Raw genomic sequence first — 16,205 nt, forward strand, 5'->3', positions numbered from 1 at the left:
ATTTGAAGACAGAAATATGAATTTAACACTAACTTTGAAATTGAGAACAAAAATGACTGGAACGCCCACCTAATTTAATGCGTTGGATAATATTACCACAAACCTTACAAAGTTCGCCAGTGCGGTAAGCTTCACCGCCATAATTACCATTAACGCCTTTAACACTCAATAAATTCATCAACAGAAAATAGTGAAGGTATTGTTAATTACCATTGATTAATCTCTACTTATAGGATAAGAAATGTGGGGTTTTTATATCGAAATATTAAGGAATATTGCATTTCTATCAAAACATAGAGCTATAGAAGGAATTCAGCCAAAAGTCCGTGATAGGATACTTTGGGAAAATGTTTATAATTGGGAGAAAACCTTTGACACTACGGGTTGCTGTTGTTGGTTCAGGACCTGCGGGTTCATGCGCTGCTGAAACACTAGCTAAAGCTGGGATTGAAACCTATTTATTTGAGCGGAAGCTAGATTACGCCAAGCCTTGCGGGGGTGCTATTCCCCTCTGTATGGTGAAGGAATTTGACTTACCTCCAGAAATTATTGACCGTCAAGTCCGCAAAATGAAAATGATTTCTCCCTCTAATCGTGAGGTTGATATCAATCTAATAAATCAAGATGAATACATAGGAATGTGCCGCAGAGAAGTGTTGGATGGCTTCTTGCGAGACCGGGCGGAAAAATTAGGGGCAAATTTAATTAACGCCACTGTTCATAAAGTTGATATTCCTGCCGGCAAGTCTGACCCCTATACAATCCACTACCTTGACCATACAGGAGAAGGAGCGCAGGGCGTTACTAAAACCCTGAAAGTGGATTTAATCGTTGGTGCGGACGGGGCAAATTCCCGCATTGCTAAGGATATGGGTGCTGGGGATTACAATTATGCGATCGCTTTCCAAGAACGTATTCGTCTTCCCCAAGACAAAATGGCCTATTACAATGAACTCGCCGAAATGTACGTTGGCGATGATGTTTCTACCGACTTCTACGCTTGGGTATTCCCCAAATATGATCACGTAGCGGTAGGTACTGGCACAATGCACATCAACAAAGCCAGAATCAAACAATTCCAAGCTGGTATTCGCGCCCGTGCTTCTGAAAAACTAGCCGGCGGTGAAATCATCAAAATAGAGGCACACCCCATCCCGGAACATCCCCGTCCCCGTCGCGTTGTTGGACGCATAGCCTTGGTAGGAGATGCTGCTGGTTATGTTACCAAGTCTTCTGGTGAAGGTATTTATTTTGCGGCTAAATCTGGCAGAATGTGCGCCGAGGCCATTGTAGAAGCAGCTAACGGCGGTGCGCGGATTCCCACAGAAGCCGACCTCAAAGTATACCTGAAACGTTGGGATAAGAAATACGGACTCACCTACAAAGTATTAGACATTCTCCAAAACGTCTTCTATCGTTCCGATGCTACCCGCGAAGCATTTGTAGAAATGTGTGATGACATGGATGTACAAAAGCTAACTTTTGATAGTTATCTTTATAAAACTGTAGTTCCCGCTAACCCCTTCACTCAATTAAAAATTACTGCCAAAACTCTTGGTAGCTTAATTCGCGGTAATGCCCTTGCGCCCTAAAAGGGGACATGAGAAGCCCAGAAATAAATTTTGGGCTTCTTTTTTTTTGGGTGAATAAATTACATATTATTTTTGTTTCACTCACCCAAATTAATCGCGGGATTCCTCTTAAAAAATCCCCTGGGCATCAATTTAAAACCAACGCGGTGAGTTGGCATTACAGGCCAATCTTCTGGACGGGGAATATGAGTGATTCCCATTGTGTACCAGACAACTAGATCTTCATTATTCACAGATTCATTATCACCAATATATTTTGGTAAACCCTCCCCCAATTGCGTTTGATTGGGATAGTCTCCACCTGCATACATTTCATTGGGTTTATATTTTGTCACCCAGAAATGATGAGTTGCAAAACCTGCTTTTTTCCTAATATTGGCACCTTCTACCGCATACAAAATTGTATTTCCTCCTGGCATTAACATATATGCAGGTGAAACACCTAAATTATTTTGTTTATCTGCACTAGCAATCATCCATTCTCGACTGTGTTGAATATCCATATCACGCACAGCAGATTTTTCGGTTTTTAGTGGAGTATCTTCTACAGTTATGGCATTGCCTAACGGGTTTTTATCATCCATTGGTAACGCTTCTACATTCATTTCCATTACAGAATTAGCTTGTCCATCTATATCTAAATCTAAGCGATAATTGAAAAAATGCTGATGATTTACACCAAAGATATTTTTAGCTAATAATCTGCCAAATGACTTATTTTCAGTTTGTTTTATGCTGGCTGTTCCCTGGACTAAATCAATCCCCGTTAACTCATTTTCTACTTCTAAAGTACCGTCTTGCCTAAATATCCAATTGATACTGTAATCATAGTTATCAACTGTTGCCATCATTTTCATGACTAATTCACGATTACGACGGATATATTTTTGTTGATTTCTGTAATTAAAATGTTTCCACAGGATACCGTTATCTCTTTCATAAATTCCCACTAATGCAGGTATGGTAAAAGGTTCTCCTTCAGGATTAGCAAACACTGTATTTAATAAAACTCCATTTTCAGGAATTTCTTTACCTAATTCTAGTTTATTCGCTAATAATCCCAAATTATATTCTCCCACATCAAAGGCATTACGAAATGACCAATTGGGCTGAGGATGACCGTAAGGAACTGCCATTTCTGAAAGACTACCACGATATAAAATTGATCTATCTTTTTCACCATCATTATATTTGACAAGATACAAAACTAAACCTTCGCGGGGGTGCATTAAATAACGAAATTTCCAACCTTGCCAAGTAATTTCATTACCTTTAATTTGGAAACTTGTTCCTTCTGGTTGATTAATATTTAATGTTTTTGGTGGTGCAATTACTTGACTAGAAGCATTAACATCATAATCCCAATTTTCTTGGGAAAGAGGAACTATCCCATTATCAACAAAGCTATCAACTTCACCTTTATTTAAATTAACTGTAACTAAAACGCCTTCTATGGGACGGGCATAAAAATTCCAATGTTTACCTTGATAATAAGATAATGCTCGACAAATTCGATTACCAGATTTTGCTTCTGCTTTATTGAGTATTCCTGCTCCCCAACAACTTATTTCTACATTTTTAAAATCTTTAATTCCCCGTTTTTGCATAGCTATTTGCCAACGTAAATCTGATTTTACGACTTCGTTAGCTATGGCATAATCTGGGTTTAAAATAGCAGGTTGTCCGTGAGGTATTTCTTGCCAGGAAGTGAGATTTTTAGTATTTAAATTAACTGTTCCAGTAAAGGTTTTATTCAGTTCGATTTCATAAACTTGCAAAAAAACCTGGCGGAGAAATGATTTACCAGGTGTAAAATTTAAGACTGCTTTTTTATCGGGTTCTTGTAAGGAAATTATGGGAAAAATTGCGGTTTCACTGAGATTTTTTTGCTCTTTAACTATGGTAACTGCTGTATTAATTTCTTGTTCTGTTAAGGGGTTGAGAGGGTGTGGAATTATCGCTTCTTCAGCTAATACAATGTTAGAAAATCCCCAGCAGATATTAATGAAAATAATAATGCTAATAGTTAGCCTGTAAAAAAGATTTAGCCTCTTAATCATCTTGCACATTTTTCTGAAAAAGTACATTTATTGATTCCTCAACTAAAGATGAGAAACAGTAAGATTAAGAGGATATTTTAACTTTCCTCGTTCCCATACTCTGCATGGGAATGAATTCTAGAAGGCTCTGCCTTTGATAAAAGTAGAGGCAGAGCCTCTGTGATAGCATTCCCAGTCAGAGACTGGGAACGAGATAATTTACTTATATAGAAACTAAGCGACGTAAAGATTCAGCCCGACGTTTAGCAACGGGGTTATTAGGTGATAATTTGAGTGTTGCTTCATACATTTCCAAGGCTTGAGCATTCAATTTTTTCTTCTCATAAGCGTGTCCGAGATTATTTAAGGCTGATACATAATCTGGGTTCAATTTAATCGCTTCTTTGTACTGACGAATTGCTAAGTCATATTGCTCTTGAGCAAAGTAAACATATCCCAAACCGTTGTAAATGGGAGCAATAGATTCTTCTCCCTCTTCTTCGGCTGCTTTGAGAGATTTTTGAAATAGGGGTATGGCTTGGCTAAATACTTTTTTTTCTGAATAGATACTAGCTAATTCATAATATTCTTGAGCCGTACCTTTTTCTTTAGTTAATTTGTTTTTTAACTTACCTAGAGAGTTTTCAAGTTTGCGGGTTTTGAATACTTGACGAAAAACACTCACACCTGCAAATGCAAGTAAACCAACAAAAATTGACAGATAAATGACGACTAAATTGCTATCCATTTTCTACAAATACAAATTATTAAAATACCCTATCTATTATCAGTTATTAGGTTGTATATTTCTCACTAAATTACGACAATCCCCAATATTCTATCCGTTCTTTTAGCCAACCTGTAACCGTATAACGAGCGATCGCTTCATTCACGTTACGTCTTAACTGATCATACTGCAATCCCTTTGGCATAACTACAGATAATGGTTGTGCTGATAATTTAGTTGTCAATATGCGATAACCAGGATGTGCTTGCACCCAACCACTAAGAACGCTGATATCCGCTGCAAAACCATCTACCTGATTATTTTCTATTTTTTCCCAGCCTTGGGCGTAAGAATTTACGCCGACCAATTCAGCAGACGGTGCAAAATATTTTAAGTATCCAACAGTGCTAGAGTTGTTGAGAACGGCTATTTTCCCTTTGTCTATATCTTTTAATTCTTGAATAGATGTATTTTTTGTAACTATTGCTGCCCCATCATAATAATAAGGAACACTGAAGCTAACAATGCGGGAACGTGACTCTGTGGCTGTGACTCCAGCAATAGCCAAATCAACTTGTTGATTAAAGACTACAGGTAAGCGATCGCTATTAGCTACTGGTTGCAATTTCACAGCGTCAGCTTTACCCAACAAATCACTGGCCAAACGTTTGGCTAAATCAATCTCTAACCCTTGTAAATTGCCCTTGTCATCCCTAAATCCCAAAGGACGAAGATTATCCTTAACTGCCATATTTAAATAGCCTCGCTGCTGAATTTCCGCCATTGTTGCGGCAGATGCAGTTAAATTTCCACTGAGAAAAGACAGCCAAAAAATCAAAGATAGGGTAGCGGATAATACCAGATGTAACTTATTCATAATCGCTCTGCGTTTTACTCCAATTAAAAATGCCAAAAAGTTTCTTGATTTTTAATTTTCAATTCTCCGAAGTGCCATCTGTTACATCCGTTATTCATCCGTTGCCACCTTTATCCGTTAACCGAGTTAGCGAGTTCCGCAATTTTAGCGAAGCTTGCAGGATCAAGAATTGCCAATTGTGCCAACATTTTGCGGTTTAGTTCCACATTGGCCTTTTTCAAATTACCAATCAAACGGCTATAGCTTAAACCGTGTTGTCTAGAAGCTGCGTTAATCCGTGCTATCCACAGACGGCGAAAATCACGCTTCTTCTTTTTGCGATCGCGGTAAGCACTGCGAAGCGCCTTCATTACTTGTTGGTTAGCGGTTCTAAACAAAGTTGAGTGAGAACCACGGAAACCTTTAGCTAGTTTGAGAATTTTATTGCGGCGTTTACGAGCTACATTACCGCGTTTTACCCGAGTCATATCTTATTACCTGTGATCTTTTACAAATATGGAAGCATTAAACGCACGTTAGGTTCGTCCCGTTCATGAACAATTGCCATTTTGGACATATTGCTCTTTTTGCTAGAGGATTTATGCTCTAATAAGTGGTTTTTGAACGGTTTACGGCGGACGATTTTACCGGTACCGGTGACGCGGAATCTCTTCGCCGCAGCCTTGCGAGTCTTTAATTTAGGCATGGTCTGGCTTTAATTCAACACAATCTACAATTATATACGAGAAAAGGCAAATTGTATGCCCCATTGGCAAGATCGGCAAGGATTCCCAGGACATAGCCATTATATTCATTCAAAAGATTTTACCTCAAGACTTGACAAGGCGAAAATTCTAGTTTACACTAATGTTATGAGTAGAAATCTGTCCGCGCATATATAGTAAACTTTTGGATTGTCTGAATCAGGATTTACAGGATTTTAGGACTTACAGGATGTTGGTTTGCGGTGGAGATTTTTGATTTTCAGTTTTTTATATGATTCTTGACATCAAGACTTGACAAGATGCGATAATTGGTTTACACTAATGTTAGGAGTAGAAATCTATCCGCGCATATATAGTAAAATTTTGGATCGTCTGAATCAGGATTTACAGGATTTAAGGATGTACAGGATTGTGATATTATCATTACCTAAACTATCCTGATATGGCTACGCCACGCTTCGCTATCAGACAAATAAAAATATCCAACCCCCCACCAAAAATCATCCAATAACATCCTGTACATCCTCAAATCCTGGAAATCCTGATATGGCTAACGCCACGCTACGCTATCAGACAAATAAAAATCCCCAGGGCAAGCGCATCTTATTTTTAGAATGCTTACTGGACAAAGGTTTTGACGATTGTTGATTTTTGTAACTAAAGGTTGAAACCCTTGCTGGGCATGGATTACAGAATTTAGGTGCGTTTGCCCTGTAAAAATCCCCAACTCCCCACCAAAAATCATTCAACAACATTCTGTAAATCCTAAAATCCTAGACATCCTGATTCAGACAATTACGTTTATAATGAAAATTATCAGTTATAGGAAATAGACAATGAATATTACCCTAAAACCAGAACAAGAACAGTTTATTCAAAACCAGTTAGCTCAAGGGAGATTTCCTAATGCTGAAGCCGTCATTAATCAAGCTCTACAACTTTTACAAGAAAAACAACGAGAATATGAAGACTGGGTAGAAGATGTGAGAATTAAAGTGAATGAAGCCGCAGCAGAATTAGAACGAGGAGAAGGAGTTCCTTTAGAAACAGTTGTTGAACAGATACAGGCAAAATTTCGTCATGCGCGAGAGGAAAAAAAATGAATCAATGTTTGATTTCACCTCTAGCAATTCGAGATTTAGATAGCATTTCTGAATACTTTTTAAACAGAAATATTGAAGCGGGAGAAATACTCTTTCAAGATTTCACAAAAAAGTGTGAAAAATTACTGCTATTTCCTCAAATGGGACGCAGTTACGAATACATAAGACAGGGAATGCGTGGACTTCCTTTAAATGGTTACATCATTTTTTATCAAGTTGTTGATAATAATATTGAAATTCTTAGAGTCGTGAATGGTCGCCAAGATTTAGAAGCTTTATTCGCAGAATAGATGTTTTATTAACTGAGAATTTTGATCATCAATCAAATAATATCCAAAAAATTCCCACATCACAAAAATTCTCACATCCAAAATCCTGAAAATCCTTAAATCCTGGATATCCTGATTCAGACAGTTTAAACGTTAAATAAATCACAAATTTGATCCAAGAAGTCGGGGATATCAACTATAATATTTACCACAACCTCAAATAATCAACTATAAAAAAATGCCATCTACCGTTACCCTCACCCTCACCATTACTACAGGGAAACTTTCAGGAAAACAATATATATTTGATAGTCGCAGCACTTGTATTATCGGTAGAGGTGAAGATTGCAATTTGCAAATTGCTGATAATATTGATATGACAGTTTCCCGCTATCATTGCTTATTAGATAGTAACCGTTCAAAGGGGTAATTGGTGACTTAAATACCGTGAAATAGAATGTGTGAAGTAGTTATAGCTATGAAAATCACTTGCTAATCCATCTGGAATACAAATGAATAACTACGCAAAACACAGCAGTATTTATAACTTACTTAGGTACTGGAACTTGTGGAAGTAGAGAAGGAGAAGGTGGTTAAAATTCCAGCAAACCTCTCCCCTAATAAATTCTTGGCGGCATCTGTACACCGAGTTAGTGTAATCTCAAAGAAGGTGACTAATGGTGTAACTGCTGTCCATAACCAGGCTTGACTATTTTTGCCGTTGCATCCATCCGTGTTTTTTTGACTAAATCTGGTTTCATCTGCACCCACTACTGCCGCATTCTGGATGTAGGTTTTCGCCTCTTCTACTGCCTTTTCTACGGCGTTACTCGCTTCCATTCTCAGTTTATTAATGGTTCGGGTTTGATAGGTGGTATTTCTACAAGAGGGATGTCTGTATGGGTTAGCATCTTCTCCTTCCAACTGCCCTCCACAGCTACTACAGGACTCTGGCTTGTAATTTATTACCTCCTCACACTCAGATTCTGGATATAGAAACTTTGTAAATCCCTTGTGTCCTGGTTGTCCCCCTCTCTTTTTCCCACTTTTTTTCTTGATTGGTTTCTTTTCTGTGTTGAGTGGATCTGCTGATGGTGGTGATGATGAATTCTTTGATGTTCTATTCAGTTTTTCTTCTAATTCTTGTATCCACTGCTTCATCTCCTCCATCCGTCCTTTGACACTGGTTGGAGTCTGTTCCCAATCCGTTTCCGGTATTTCCGTTTTATAGGTGTGGCAGATGAGGCTGATTTTTTCCATGCCTTCTACTCTACCATGTCTTTCTACTTATTTTTTCTAGTAGCCAAATTAATCCTGTGAACAGTTACTAGCTGTAGGGGTTTAGCAATGCTAAACCCCTACCCAATTTTAAAATTTTCTATTCTTTAGTCATCTTTAGATGACTTTAGCTATGAGACTGGGAATTCATTCCCAGGCGGTTTATTGGGTTTATCTGTCAGCTTCCACACCCACCCGGAAATGAATTTCCGGGCTAATAGCTAAAGTGCGTTAAAACGCACTCTAAAAACAGTCGGTTTTAACCGACTTCAGCTTTGAGACAGGGAATTTATTCCCTGGCTACTGGCTACCCAGATTTTTTCAAAATTCATATACTATTGCTATATTTGCTAATAATTATTACCCATTTTCCTCATTACGAATTACCCGATGTTTTTGCAAATCTGCTAAATTACAAGCCTCCAAAGCCCTAGCATGGGTAGCTTCTAAAACCACGGTCGGTGCTACACCATCTTCTAGGGCTTCTTGCCATCTTGCAGCGCATAAACACCAACAATCACCGGGTTTTAAGCCGGGAAAACTAAAATAAGGTGCAGGTGTACTCAAATCATTACCCTGGGATTTAGTATATTGCAAAAATTCCTCTGTCACTTGAGCGCAAACAACGTGCATTCCCGTATCCTGTCCACCTGTGGTACAAAATCCATCACGGTAAAAGCCAGTCATGGGAGAAGTGCAGCAAATTTCTAATTTTGTACCCAGTACGTTTTTAGCTTCTGTCATGATTAATTCCTCACAATTTTAATTTATTAGGGAAAACGAACCGCAGAGGCGCAGAGGACGCAGAGAAAGAGGGTTTGAGAGATATTTTGCGTAGGTCTTGATTTTTTAAGTTTGTGGGAGTTTATCAAATTCAATTTTACCATAGTTTAATTTAATAATTCTATCGGCTAAATGAAAATAATGATCATCATGACTAATTACTAAAATTGTTTTTCCCTGTGCTTTTAATTCTGGCAATAATGGAGTATAGAATATATCTTTGAATAAGGGATCTTGATCAGCAGCCCATTCATCAAATAGATAAATTTGCCGATTTTCTAAATATGCTGTTAGTAATGCGAGGCGTTTTCTTTGTCCTTGAGAAAGGGCTGTAGTGGAAAGTGTTTATACAGCGATAGCTTTTTTGCGTGACTCCCCTCCCATAAACCCAAAATTTCATCCCCCTGTCACTATCCTGAAACCGCTGTGTGGTGTTGATAAGGGGACTTACACCAACTTAGCTTCATTTTGTCAACAATGTCACCGCTGCCAAACATGATATTTTAGTAATTGCTGATAGTGATATTCTCGTCGGTTCAGACTATTTGCAAACAGTTATTCAACCACTAAAAGATGAAAAAGTTGGTGTTGTTACCTGTTTATATCGTTCCACAGCCCAAGGAATAGCTACTATTTTAGAAGCTATTTGTATAGCTACAGATTTTCAACCCGGTATTTTAGTTAGTAATCAATTAGAGGGGATAAAATTTGCTTTGGGTTCAACCATTGTCATTCGTAAAACCACATTAGCAAAAATTGGCGGTTTTGCCGCCGTAGTTGATTATTTAGCAGACGACTATCAACTTGGTTATTTACCAACTCAAGCCGGGGATAAAGTAGTTTTGTCTAACTATATTGTAGAACACGGATTAGGACATAGTAGTTTATTAGATTCTATCAATCGCCAAATTCGTTGGGCGCGTTGTATTCGCGTTTCTCGTCCTGGGGGTTACGCGGGATTAATATTTACTTTTGGCACAGTTTCTAGTTTACTATTATTAATAACTAGTGGTGCTTCTATTCTCTCTTTGTTGGTTGTATCCATAACTTTACTCATGCGATTAATTATGGCTTGGGTAATAGGGGTAAAAGTTCTTAATGATGCAGTTACTAAAAAGTATTTTTGGTTAATTCCTGTTGCTGATATAGTGAGATTTATAATTTGGTGTTGTGGCTTTTTTGGTAATACTATTGAATGGCGAGGGACAAAGTTTAAATTAGTTAAAAATGGTAAATTAGAAATGGGTGTCTGATTTTATTTCATGATCATACTAATAAGATCAAAACCCTATTTCTTGAATTAAGTCCATAAAAAAAAAGTCCGTCAGTGCGGACTTAGAAAAATCAAAGCTTTAAAACCTGGACAGGTGGATTTTACCTATGTAGATACGGTTCATAACCACCCATTTAACTACGGTTTTAACACGTTAGCGGGAAATTGCCCTTGCACATTACCAGCAGGTAAATAATGACAGACAACATAGAAAGCATTATATTTAGTACCATTCAGAGTTTTAGTACCTTTTGCCGTACCACAACCTAATTGGGTACTACTTTTCCACACAACCTGGGTAAAATGCCCAGTAGCCGAGGAAAACCCTGGACTATTATAGTTATATAATTTGACTTCATCGTACCATGACTGAACTGCTGTGTTAGCCAGGGCGGCATAGTTTACTGAGGGTGCTGTAGTATAGGAGACATACAAGTTTTCTCCAGCATTGTTCCGTTGTCCAGAGGTGCTGTGTTGAAACAATCCATTGGTTGCTAGGTATTGCGCCCAGGCTTGAGCAGTGTTGTTAGCAGAACTACTAATAGTCATGTTAGGACTACGGTGAGTAGCTCGATAACTGTTATGTTTAGATAAAGAAGTGCTACGCAAAGTCGTTAGATCAATAGATGTTTGTGCTAAAACTGGTTCGCTACTCATGGGAATTATACTGGCAAATTGAGAGGGAGCTATTCCCATTAATATGAGAGTTAAAGCTGTACCTGTTGTTAGAGTGAGAGTTGAAAAGAATTTATTCATGTTTTTATTTGTCCTGTGACTAGAATGAATTTTTGACAAGTTAGGTTATCGGCAAGAAGTTTATGTCAACAAAATAAAACACATAAAACGCCTAACAATATGATACTTTTTTAAAGCCATATTTTTTAACAAAATGATTCAACCCCGTAAACAGTTTGCTCAACATTGGTTAAAAAGTGATAAAGCTCTCAACTCAATTGTCCAAGCGGCTAATTGTCAGGAAACTGATAAAGTTTTAGAAATTGGCCCCGGTACAGGAATTCTCACTCGGCGTTTATTACCGCTAGTGAAATCTTTACTAGCAGTGGAAATTGACCGGGATTTGTGCAAATTACTAGCTAAACAATTGGGTGAAAAAGAAAATTTCTTACTTCTGCAAGGCGATTTTCTGACTCTTGATTTACTATCCCAATTAACAGCATTTCCTAATTTCCAAAAGCAAAATAAAGTTGTTGCTAATATTCCCTATAATATTACTGGGCCAATTATTGAAAAGTTACTGGGGACTATTTCTCATCCCAATCCAGAGCCTTTTGATTCTATCGTTTTATTAGTACAAAAAGAAGTAGCAGAAAGATTATATGCTAAACCCGGTTCGAGAACTTTTGGGGCGTTATCGGTGCGGGTACAATATTTAGCAGATTGTGAGTTAATTTGTACAGTTCCCGCTGCGGCATTTGTGCCACCACCAAAGGTAGATTCCGCTGTGGTACGGTTACTTCCTAAACAAATAGAAATTCCAGCCCATGACCCCAAGAAGCTGGAAACTCTAGTTAAATTGGGATTTGGGTCAAAGCGAAAAATGTTAAGAAATAATTTACAATCGGTAATTGACCGTGATCAATTGACGCAATTACTGGAACAATTAGAAATAAATCCCCAAGTCCGCGCTGAAGACCTCGGTGTTGCCCAATGGGTATCACTGGTAAATATGATAGGAAATGCTGAATAGTTGTCTTTACTGTTCCCTATTCCCTATTCCCTGTTCCCTGCTTTTATAACCGTTATGCGTTCTTACAGTTTAATTACACCTGCCAAAATCAATTTGTATTTGGAAATTATTGGTAGTCGTCCCGACGGCTATCATGAATTAGCAATGATTCTCCAAAGTATAGATTTATCTGATCAAATTGATATTCACCCTGCCAGTACAAATAATATCCGCGTCTACTGTGATCATCCCCAAGTACCCACAGATAAAACTAACCTAGTTTATAAAGCTGCGGAATTAATGGCTAAGGAATTTCCCAATGCTTTTAGTAATTTTGGGGGTGTTGATATTACCATTAAAAAGCATATTCCTGTTGCTGCTGGTTTAGCGGGAGGTTCTACCAATGCCGCAGCGGTGTTAGTAGGAATAGATTTACTTTGGAACTTGGGATTAACTCAATCAGAACTAGAAGAATTAGGCGCAAATCTCGGTTCAGATGTGCCATTTTGTATTGCTGGAGGAACGGCAATTGCTACGGGTAGAGGTGAAAAACTCGCTCCTTTACAAAGTTTGGATAATTTACATATCGTATTAGCCAAATATCGCAGTTTAGAAGTTTCCACACCTTGGGCATATAAAACCTATCGAGAACAATTTGGGATTAATTATATTCAAGATTCAGAAGGTTTAGCGGCTCGTGCTAGTGCTTTTCATTCAGAAGGCATGGTAAAAGCTATCTTGAATAAAAATACCGAAAAAATTGTCCAAGAACTACATAATGATTTGGAGAAGGTTGTCTTACCAGCTTATCCTCAAGTATTGCAACTGCGGGAATTATTCGCCAGTCAACCAGGGGTTTTAGGGACAATGATGTCAGGTTCTGGCCCTTCAGTCTTTGCCATTGTTGAATCTCAAACTCAAGCAGAAATAGTCAAGCAGCGAATACGTGAAGCTATTCCTAATGAGGATTTAGAATTGTTTGTAACGCGGACAATTAAACACGGAATTAAAATCGCCTAATTTATTATGAATCAACCAAAAGAAACGTCATCAGCAGATAGTTCTACTCAAGTACAAGCAACTCCATTACGCTGTATAACTGGAGCTACAATTTCCGGTGGATTTGCCTTTATTACCTATTCTCTCATGATAGCGATCGCTACTACTTTTGCCAATAAACCCAACCATTCTGATAACCAAACCGTCATCAATATCGCTGCCGCTGTCCGTACCCTAGTAGTAGGTATAGTAGCCTTGGGTGCGGGTATATTTGGATTAGTTGCATTAGGATTATTAGCCTTATCAGTACAACTTTTTATCCAAAAATTAAGCAATCCTAAAAGTAGTTAGTTTCAGCTAATAGGGAATAGGAAGTTATTTTCTTCTTCCTGCTTTCTTCTCTAACTCCTAACTTAATTCCTCCCGACAGCTACAGGTTTAACTAATTGTGAGCGATTTTTGATAAATTGCAAGTTATTATTTTTCAAACCTGAATTTAACTGATTTTTTTTGCGCCAATCTGTGGGAGATGTATGATTATATTGGCGAAACTGTCGGGAGAAATGACAAGCACTTTGATAGCCAAGATTTGTAGAAATTTCCTCAATTGTTTGATTAGTATTTTTCAGTAAAGGTAGGGCTGCTACCATTCGTCTTTTGATAATCCAAACATTTATGGGATCTCCTGTTTGTTTAGCAACTTGATTGGTTAAATATGCAGAAGAATAACCAACAGCTTCAGCAACATCCGATAAAGTAATTCCTTCTTGATAATTAGCTTCAATATAATCAAAAACCTTTTTCAAATGGGGAATATTCGGAAAAATTGACTGAGAATTTACTGGTGTATTGGGTAATTCTGCTAATGTGACTTGAGGAAAATTAGTAGCATACCAAGATCTAAAAAGATCCTGTTTTTGTAATCTAATTGCGATTGCTCGCAATAATTCATCAGTTGTTGCAGGTTTAGTTAAATAATCATCTGCTCCGAATTCCATTGCTTTTCGCAAAGATGCCTTTGTATTAATAGCAGTTAGAAAAATAAAAGGAATAATTGCCGTTAATCTATCCTCCCGTAGATTCCTTAATACAGTATAACCATCCATGTCTGGCATTACCATCTCACAAATCACCAAATCAGGTAAATATTCTTTGATTAATTGCAGTCCAATAATACCATTTTCTGCACCTATACCATGATAGCCCTTAGCCTGAAGATAATCTAAAACAAAATTGCGATTCACAACTTCATTGTCAATGACGATAATTTTTTTTGTTACGGACATAATTATTCCAATCACTAGATTTTGGTGTTTTTAGCCATTACTAAAATCTGTACCGATTCACGGACAAATTTTAGATATAAACTGAGCAATAGGAAAGATAAAATTATAGCGAAGAGTTAATACAATCTTGATAATTGCTATTATCTCAATTAGTAATTAATCTTGGCAGATTCGCATTTAATATTGAATAATTTTAATTTTATCAATAAAAATTAAATACTTTCAACTTAGTTGCATAAAACAAATAATTGTTGTTTATATTGCTTTTTAATTGAGCTACCCTGAAATTTGAACGTAGAAACATAAAATTGCGCTATTGTCAATTAATATTTGTGTACATTTGGAGGTTGCGAGATTTGATAAATAGGTAAATTGTGAGTTATTTACCTGATTTTACCAAATTTAGTCTCTTTTGCATTCAACTACGAAAGAATATACAAAGTCATCTGCCCCCAGGAATATATTTTTGTCTCAAATTAGCTACTAATCATTTAGCATCCTCCCTAGGGAAGAGAAATGAATGCAATAAATACAGCACTTTCCGGTGTTATGTGGGATATATAGCGGGCAAGATGCCCGCACTACAAGAGTTTCGGTAATAATCCTTTATTTATAGGTGTTTCAGGAGTTTTCTGCACGACCAAGCTGTGGCTATAACCTTAAGTATTGAAGTAGAGTCAAATTCAAGATTTGCTTGCAAGCTAACCAGATAAAAGCTGGGATAGTTGTCATATATCTTTTAAATAGTCTGGATGGTTCTTGAGTCAGACGATATAACCACTCCCCACCCAAATGACGAATCCAATAGGGCGCTCTTTTCTGACTCTGAGCAAAAACAGGAAATGCTCCCCCTAAACCAATCATTACAGCCTGAATTTTATCTTTATGTTGATTCATCCACAACTCTTGTTTTGGACATCCTAAAGCCAATAAAACTATGCCTGCACCACTATCGTGAATTGTTTTGATCATAGCTTCATCCTCTGTAGATGTGAGTGGACGAAATGGTAAAGGCTCCATACCAGCAATTTTCAGGTTCGGAAAAAGATCCATTAAGTTCTTTCGCATCTTCTCTAGAGTTACTGTATCAGCACCTAGGAAAAAAAGAGGAATGTCTCTGAGTGGGGCTAATTTGCATAAAGATAACAGAATGTCCAAACCAGCAACGCGGTTTTGAGTACCTGCACCCATTAGTTTTAGCATCCATACTAGCGGCATACCATCGGGAGTAACAATATCTGCATTCTTTAAAACAGAGGAAAATTCAGAATGCCAATAAGATTCTACTAGCATATGAGTATTAGCTACGCAAATAACTTTGCTGACTTTGCTCATAGCCCATTCTAAAATGATGTTTATTTGTACCTCAAAAGGTAACGCAGTCACAGGAGAGCCAATTATATCAATTGTTGGAGTTTCCAGGTTGAGATATGGACTGACATCTTGAATTTGACTTTGTTTGTTTACGGTTAGCATATATTTTTGATATTCTTGTGTTCACAAAAATCTGCACAGAATGTTTAAAAAATCAAGGCTAGTAGACAATTATGCGAGTTATTTTCTAGTAATAGTAATTTCGCATTTTATC

19 protein-coding genes and 2 pseudogenes are annotated in these 16,205 nt (G+C 37.5%); 9 read left to right on the top strand and 12 right to left on the bottom strand.

The window, feature by feature from the left end; translation table 11 throughout:
• Positions 1-28: 28 nt before the first annotated feature.
• A pseudogene (locus HGD76_RS23595) lies at positions 29-175 on the bottom strand (zinc finger domain-containing protein); the annotation flags it as partial.
• A gap of 196 nt (positions 176-371) precedes the next feature.
• Between HGD76_RS23595 and chlP the strand changes: the two are divergent.
• A complete protein-coding gene (gene chlP, locus HGD76_RS23600; RefSeq protein ID WP_168697207.1) occupies positions 372-1,592 on the top strand; it encodes a geranylgeranyl reductase in 1,221 nt (406 codons plus the stop codon).
• A gap of 77 nt (positions 1,593-1,669) precedes the next feature.
• On the opposite strand, the gene HGD76_RS23605 is transcribed toward chlP, so the two are convergent.
• From HGD76_RS23605 to rpmI, 5 genes are all read right to left on the bottom strand, one after another.
• Positions 1,670-3,652 carry a primary-amine oxidase gene (locus HGD76_RS23605; RefSeq protein ID WP_168697208.1) on the bottom strand — a complete coding sequence of 661 codons (1,983 nt, stop codon included), beginning with the start codon at positions 3,650-3,652 and terminating at the stop codon, positions 1,670-1,672.
• 202 nt (positions 3,653-3,854) lie between these two features.
• The gene (locus tag HGD76_RS23610; RefSeq protein WP_015079975.1) at positions 3,855-4,379 is read right to left on the bottom strand and encodes a tetratricopeptide repeat protein; all 525 of its coding nucleotides are present in this window, start codon (positions 4,377-4,379) and stop codon (positions 3,855-3,857) included.
• A 70-nt stretch (positions 4,380-4,449) separates the two neighbouring features.
• Positions 4,450-5,235, bottom strand: coding sequence for a transporter substrate-binding domain-containing protein (locus HGD76_RS23615; RefSeq protein ID WP_168697209.1), 786 nt, complete (start codon positions 5,233-5,235; stop codon positions 4,450-4,452).
• 110 nt (positions 5,236-5,345) lie between these two features.
• The gene (rplT, locus tag HGD76_RS23620) at positions 5,346-5,702 is read right to left on the bottom strand and encodes a 50S ribosomal protein L20 (RefSeq protein ID WP_015079973.1); all 357 of its coding nucleotides are present in this window, start codon (positions 5,700-5,702) and stop codon (positions 5,346-5,348) included.
• A 20-nt stretch (positions 5,703-5,722) separates the two neighbouring features.
• Positions 5,723-5,920: a 50S ribosomal protein L35 gene (rpmI, locus tag HGD76_RS23625; RefSeq protein ID WP_015079972.1), complete on the bottom strand. Its 198-nt coding sequence runs from the start codon at positions 5,918-5,920 to the stop codon at positions 5,723-5,725.
• Positions 5,921-6,775: 855 nt separating this feature from the next.
• On the opposite strand from rpmI, the gene HGD76_RS23630 reads away from it, so the two are divergent.
• The 3 genes from HGD76_RS23630 (at position 6,776) to HGD76_RS23640 (ending at position 7,741) form a co-directional block, all read left to right on the top strand.
• Entirely contained in the window at positions 6,776-7,042 is a 267-nt protein-coding gene (locus HGD76_RS23630; RefSeq protein WP_168697210.1) for a type II toxin-antitoxin system ParD family antitoxin, read from the top strand.
• Positions 7,039-7,332: a type II toxin-antitoxin system RelE/ParE family toxin gene (locus HGD76_RS23635; protein WP_168697211.1), complete on the top strand. Its 294-nt coding sequence runs from the start codon at positions 7,039-7,041 to the stop codon at positions 7,330-7,332. The genes HGD76_RS23630 and HGD76_RS23635 overlap by 4 nt, the downstream gene beginning before the upstream one ends.
• A gap of 217 nt (positions 7,333-7,549) precedes the next feature.
• Positions 7,550-7,741 carry an FHA domain-containing protein gene (locus HGD76_RS23640; protein WP_233466972.1) on the top strand — a complete coding sequence of 64 codons (192 nt, stop codon included), beginning with the start codon at positions 7,550-7,552 and terminating at the stop codon, positions 7,739-7,741.
• A gap of 122 nt (positions 7,742-7,863) precedes the next feature.
• Here HGD76_RS23640 and HGD76_RS23645 read toward each other — a convergent pair whose 3' ends face one another.
• The 3 genes and pseudogenes from HGD76_RS23645 to HGD76_RS23655 form a co-directional block, all read right to left on the bottom strand.
• Positions 7,864-8,571, bottom strand: coding sequence for a DUF6444 domain-containing protein (locus HGD76_RS23645; RefSeq protein ID WP_168694583.1), 708 nt, complete (start codon positions 8,569-8,571; stop codon positions 7,864-7,866).
• 378 nt (positions 8,572-8,949) lie between these two features.
• Positions 8,950-9,333, bottom strand: a complete 384-nt coding sequence (locus tag HGD76_RS23650) for a DUF2237 family protein (RefSeq protein WP_168697212.1) — start codon at positions 9,331-9,333, stop codon at positions 8,950-8,952.
• 105 nt (positions 9,334-9,438) lie between these two features.
• Positions 9,439-9,714, bottom strand: a pseudogene (locus HGD76_RS23655) (cyclic peptide export ABC transporter); the annotation flags it as partial.
• On the opposite strand from HGD76_RS23655, the gene HGD76_RS26465 reads away from it, so the two are divergent.
• Both HGD76_RS26465 and HGD76_RS23660 read left to right on the top strand, forming a co-directional pair.
• Entirely contained in the window at positions 9,707-9,871 is a 165-nt protein-coding gene (locus HGD76_RS26465; protein ID WP_503488466.1) for a glycosyltransferase, read from the top strand. The pseudogene HGD76_RS23655 and the gene HGD76_RS26465 sit on opposite strands and share 8 nt — an antisense overlap.
• Positions 9,872-9,896: 25 nt before the next feature.
• Positions 9,897-10,625 (top strand): glycosyltransferase, encoded by a 729-nt coding sequence (locus HGD76_RS23660; RefSeq protein ID WP_233467280.1) that lies wholly within the window; start codon positions 9,897-9,899, stop codon positions 10,623-10,625.
• Between the two features lie 158 nt (positions 10,626-10,783).
• Here the strand turns inward: HGD76_RS23660 and HGD76_RS23665 are convergent, their stop codons facing one another.
• On the bottom strand, positions 10,784-11,401 hold the full coding sequence (locus HGD76_RS23665) for a CAP family protein (protein ID WP_148765011.1): 618 nt from the start codon (positions 11,399-11,401) through the stop codon (positions 10,784-10,786).
• 133 nt (positions 11,402-11,534) lie between these two features.
• On the opposite strand from HGD76_RS23665, the gene rsmA reads away from it, so the two are divergent.
• The 3 genes from rsmA to HGD76_RS23680 are packed head-to-tail and all read left to right on the top strand — an operon-like array spanning position 11,535 to position 13,682.
• Complete coding sequence (rsmA, locus tag HGD76_RS23670) at positions 11,535-12,353, top strand: 16S rRNA (adenine(1518)-N(6)/adenine(1519)-N(6))-dimethyltransferase RsmA (protein WP_168697213.1); 819 nt, start codon at positions 11,535-11,537, stop codon at positions 12,351-12,353.
• A gap of 54 nt (positions 12,354-12,407) precedes the next feature.
• Positions 12,408-13,352, top strand: a complete 945-nt coding sequence (gene ispE / locus HGD76_RS23675; RefSeq protein WP_148765015.1) for a 4-(cytidine 5'-diphospho)-2-C-methyl-D-erythritol kinase — start codon at positions 12,408-12,410, stop codon at positions 13,350-13,352.
• Between the two features lie 6 nt (positions 13,353-13,358).
• The gene (locus HGD76_RS23680) at positions 13,359-13,682 is read left to right on the top strand and encodes a DUF3082 domain-containing protein (RefSeq protein ID WP_015080977.1); all 324 of its coding nucleotides are present in this window, start codon (positions 13,359-13,361) and stop codon (positions 13,680-13,682) included.
• A 62-nt stretch (positions 13,683-13,744) separates the two neighbouring features.
• Here the strand turns inward: HGD76_RS23680 and HGD76_RS23685 are convergent, their stop codons facing one another.
• Together HGD76_RS23685 and HGD76_RS23690 are read right to left on the bottom strand one after the other, a co-directional pair.
• The gene (locus tag HGD76_RS23685) at positions 13,745-14,617 is read right to left on the bottom strand and encodes a response regulator transcription factor (RefSeq protein WP_148765017.1); all 873 of its coding nucleotides are present in this window, start codon (positions 14,615-14,617) and stop codon (positions 13,745-13,747) included.
• 651 nt (positions 14,618-15,268) lie between these two features.
• Complete coding sequence (locus HGD76_RS23690) at positions 15,269-16,093, bottom strand: WecB/TagA/CpsF family glycosyltransferase (protein WP_210422230.1); 825 nt, start codon at positions 16,091-16,093, stop codon at positions 15,269-15,271.
• Positions 16,094-16,205 lie beyond the last annotated feature (112 nt).

Source organism: Dolichospermum flos-aquae CCAP 1403/13F (assembly GCF_012516395.1).
Classification (GTDB): domain Bacteria; phylum Cyanobacteriota; class Cyanobacteriia; order Cyanobacteriales; family Nostocaceae; genus Dolichospermum; species Dolichospermum lemmermannii.

What these genes read in the sequence shown, in the direction of transcription:
- HGD76_RS23605 (WP_168697208.1), bottom strand. Translation starts at nt 3,652, where the DNA reads ATGATTAAGAGGCTAAATCTTTTTTACAGGCTAACTATTAGCATTATT.
- HGD76_RS23615 (WP_168697209.1), bottom strand. Translation starts at nt 5,235, where the DNA reads ATGAATAAGTTACATCTGGTATTATCCGCTACCCTATCTTTGATTTTT.
- ispE (WP_148765015.1), top strand. Translation starts at nt 12,408, where the DNA reads ATGCGTTCTTACAGTTTAATTACACCTGCCAAAATCAATTTGTATTTG.
- HGD76_RS23640 (WP_233466972.1), top strand. Translation starts at nt 7,550, where the DNA reads ATGCCATCTACCGTTACCCTCACCCTCACCATTACTACAGGGAAACTT.
- HGD76_RS23680 (WP_015080977.1), top strand. Translation starts at nt 13,359, where the DNA reads ATGAATCAACCAAAAGAAACGTCATCAGCAGATAGTTCTACTCAAGTA.
- HGD76_RS23690 (WP_210422230.1), bottom strand. Translation starts at nt 16,093, where the DNA reads ATGCTAACCGTAAACAAACAAAGTCAAATTCAAGATGTCAGTCCATAT.
- HGD76_RS23635 (WP_168697211.1), top strand. Translation starts at nt 7,039, where the DNA reads ATGAATCAATGTTTGATTTCACCTCTAGCAATTCGAGATTTAGATAGC.
- HGD76_RS23645 (WP_168694583.1), bottom strand. Translation starts at nt 8,571, where the DNA reads ATGGAAAAAATCAGCCTCATCTGCCACACCTATAAAACGGAAATACCG.
- HGD76_RS23650 (WP_168697212.1), bottom strand. Translation starts at nt 9,333, where the DNA reads ATGACAGAAGCTAAAAACGTACTGGGTACAAAATTAGAAATTTGCTGC.
- HGD76_RS23665 (WP_148765011.1), bottom strand. Translation starts at nt 11,401, where the DNA reads ATGAATAAATTCTTTTCAACTCTCACTCTAACAACAGGTACAGCTTTA.
- rpmI (WP_015079972.1), bottom strand. Translation starts at nt 5,920, where the DNA reads ATGCCTAAATTAAAGACTCGCAAGGCTGCGGCGAAGAGATTCCGCGTC.
- rplT (WP_015079973.1), bottom strand. Translation starts at nt 5,702, where the DNA reads ATGACTCGGGTAAAACGCGGTAATGTAGCTCGTAAACGCCGCAATAAA.
- HGD76_RS23630 (WP_168697210.1), top strand. Translation starts at nt 6,776, where the DNA reads ATGAATATTACCCTAAAACCAGAACAAGAACAGTTTATTCAAAACCAG.
- HGD76_RS23685 (WP_148765017.1), bottom strand. Translation starts at nt 14,617, where the DNA reads ATGTCCGTAACAAAAAAAATTATCGTCATTGACAATGAAGTTGTGAAT.
- HGD76_RS23610 (WP_015079975.1), bottom strand. Translation starts at nt 4,379, where the DNA reads ATGGATAGCAATTTAGTCGTCATTTATCTGTCAATTTTTGTTGGTTTA.
- rsmA (WP_168697213.1), top strand. Translation starts at nt 11,535, where the DNA reads ATGATTCAACCCCGTAAACAGTTTGCTCAACATTGGTTAAAAAGTGAT.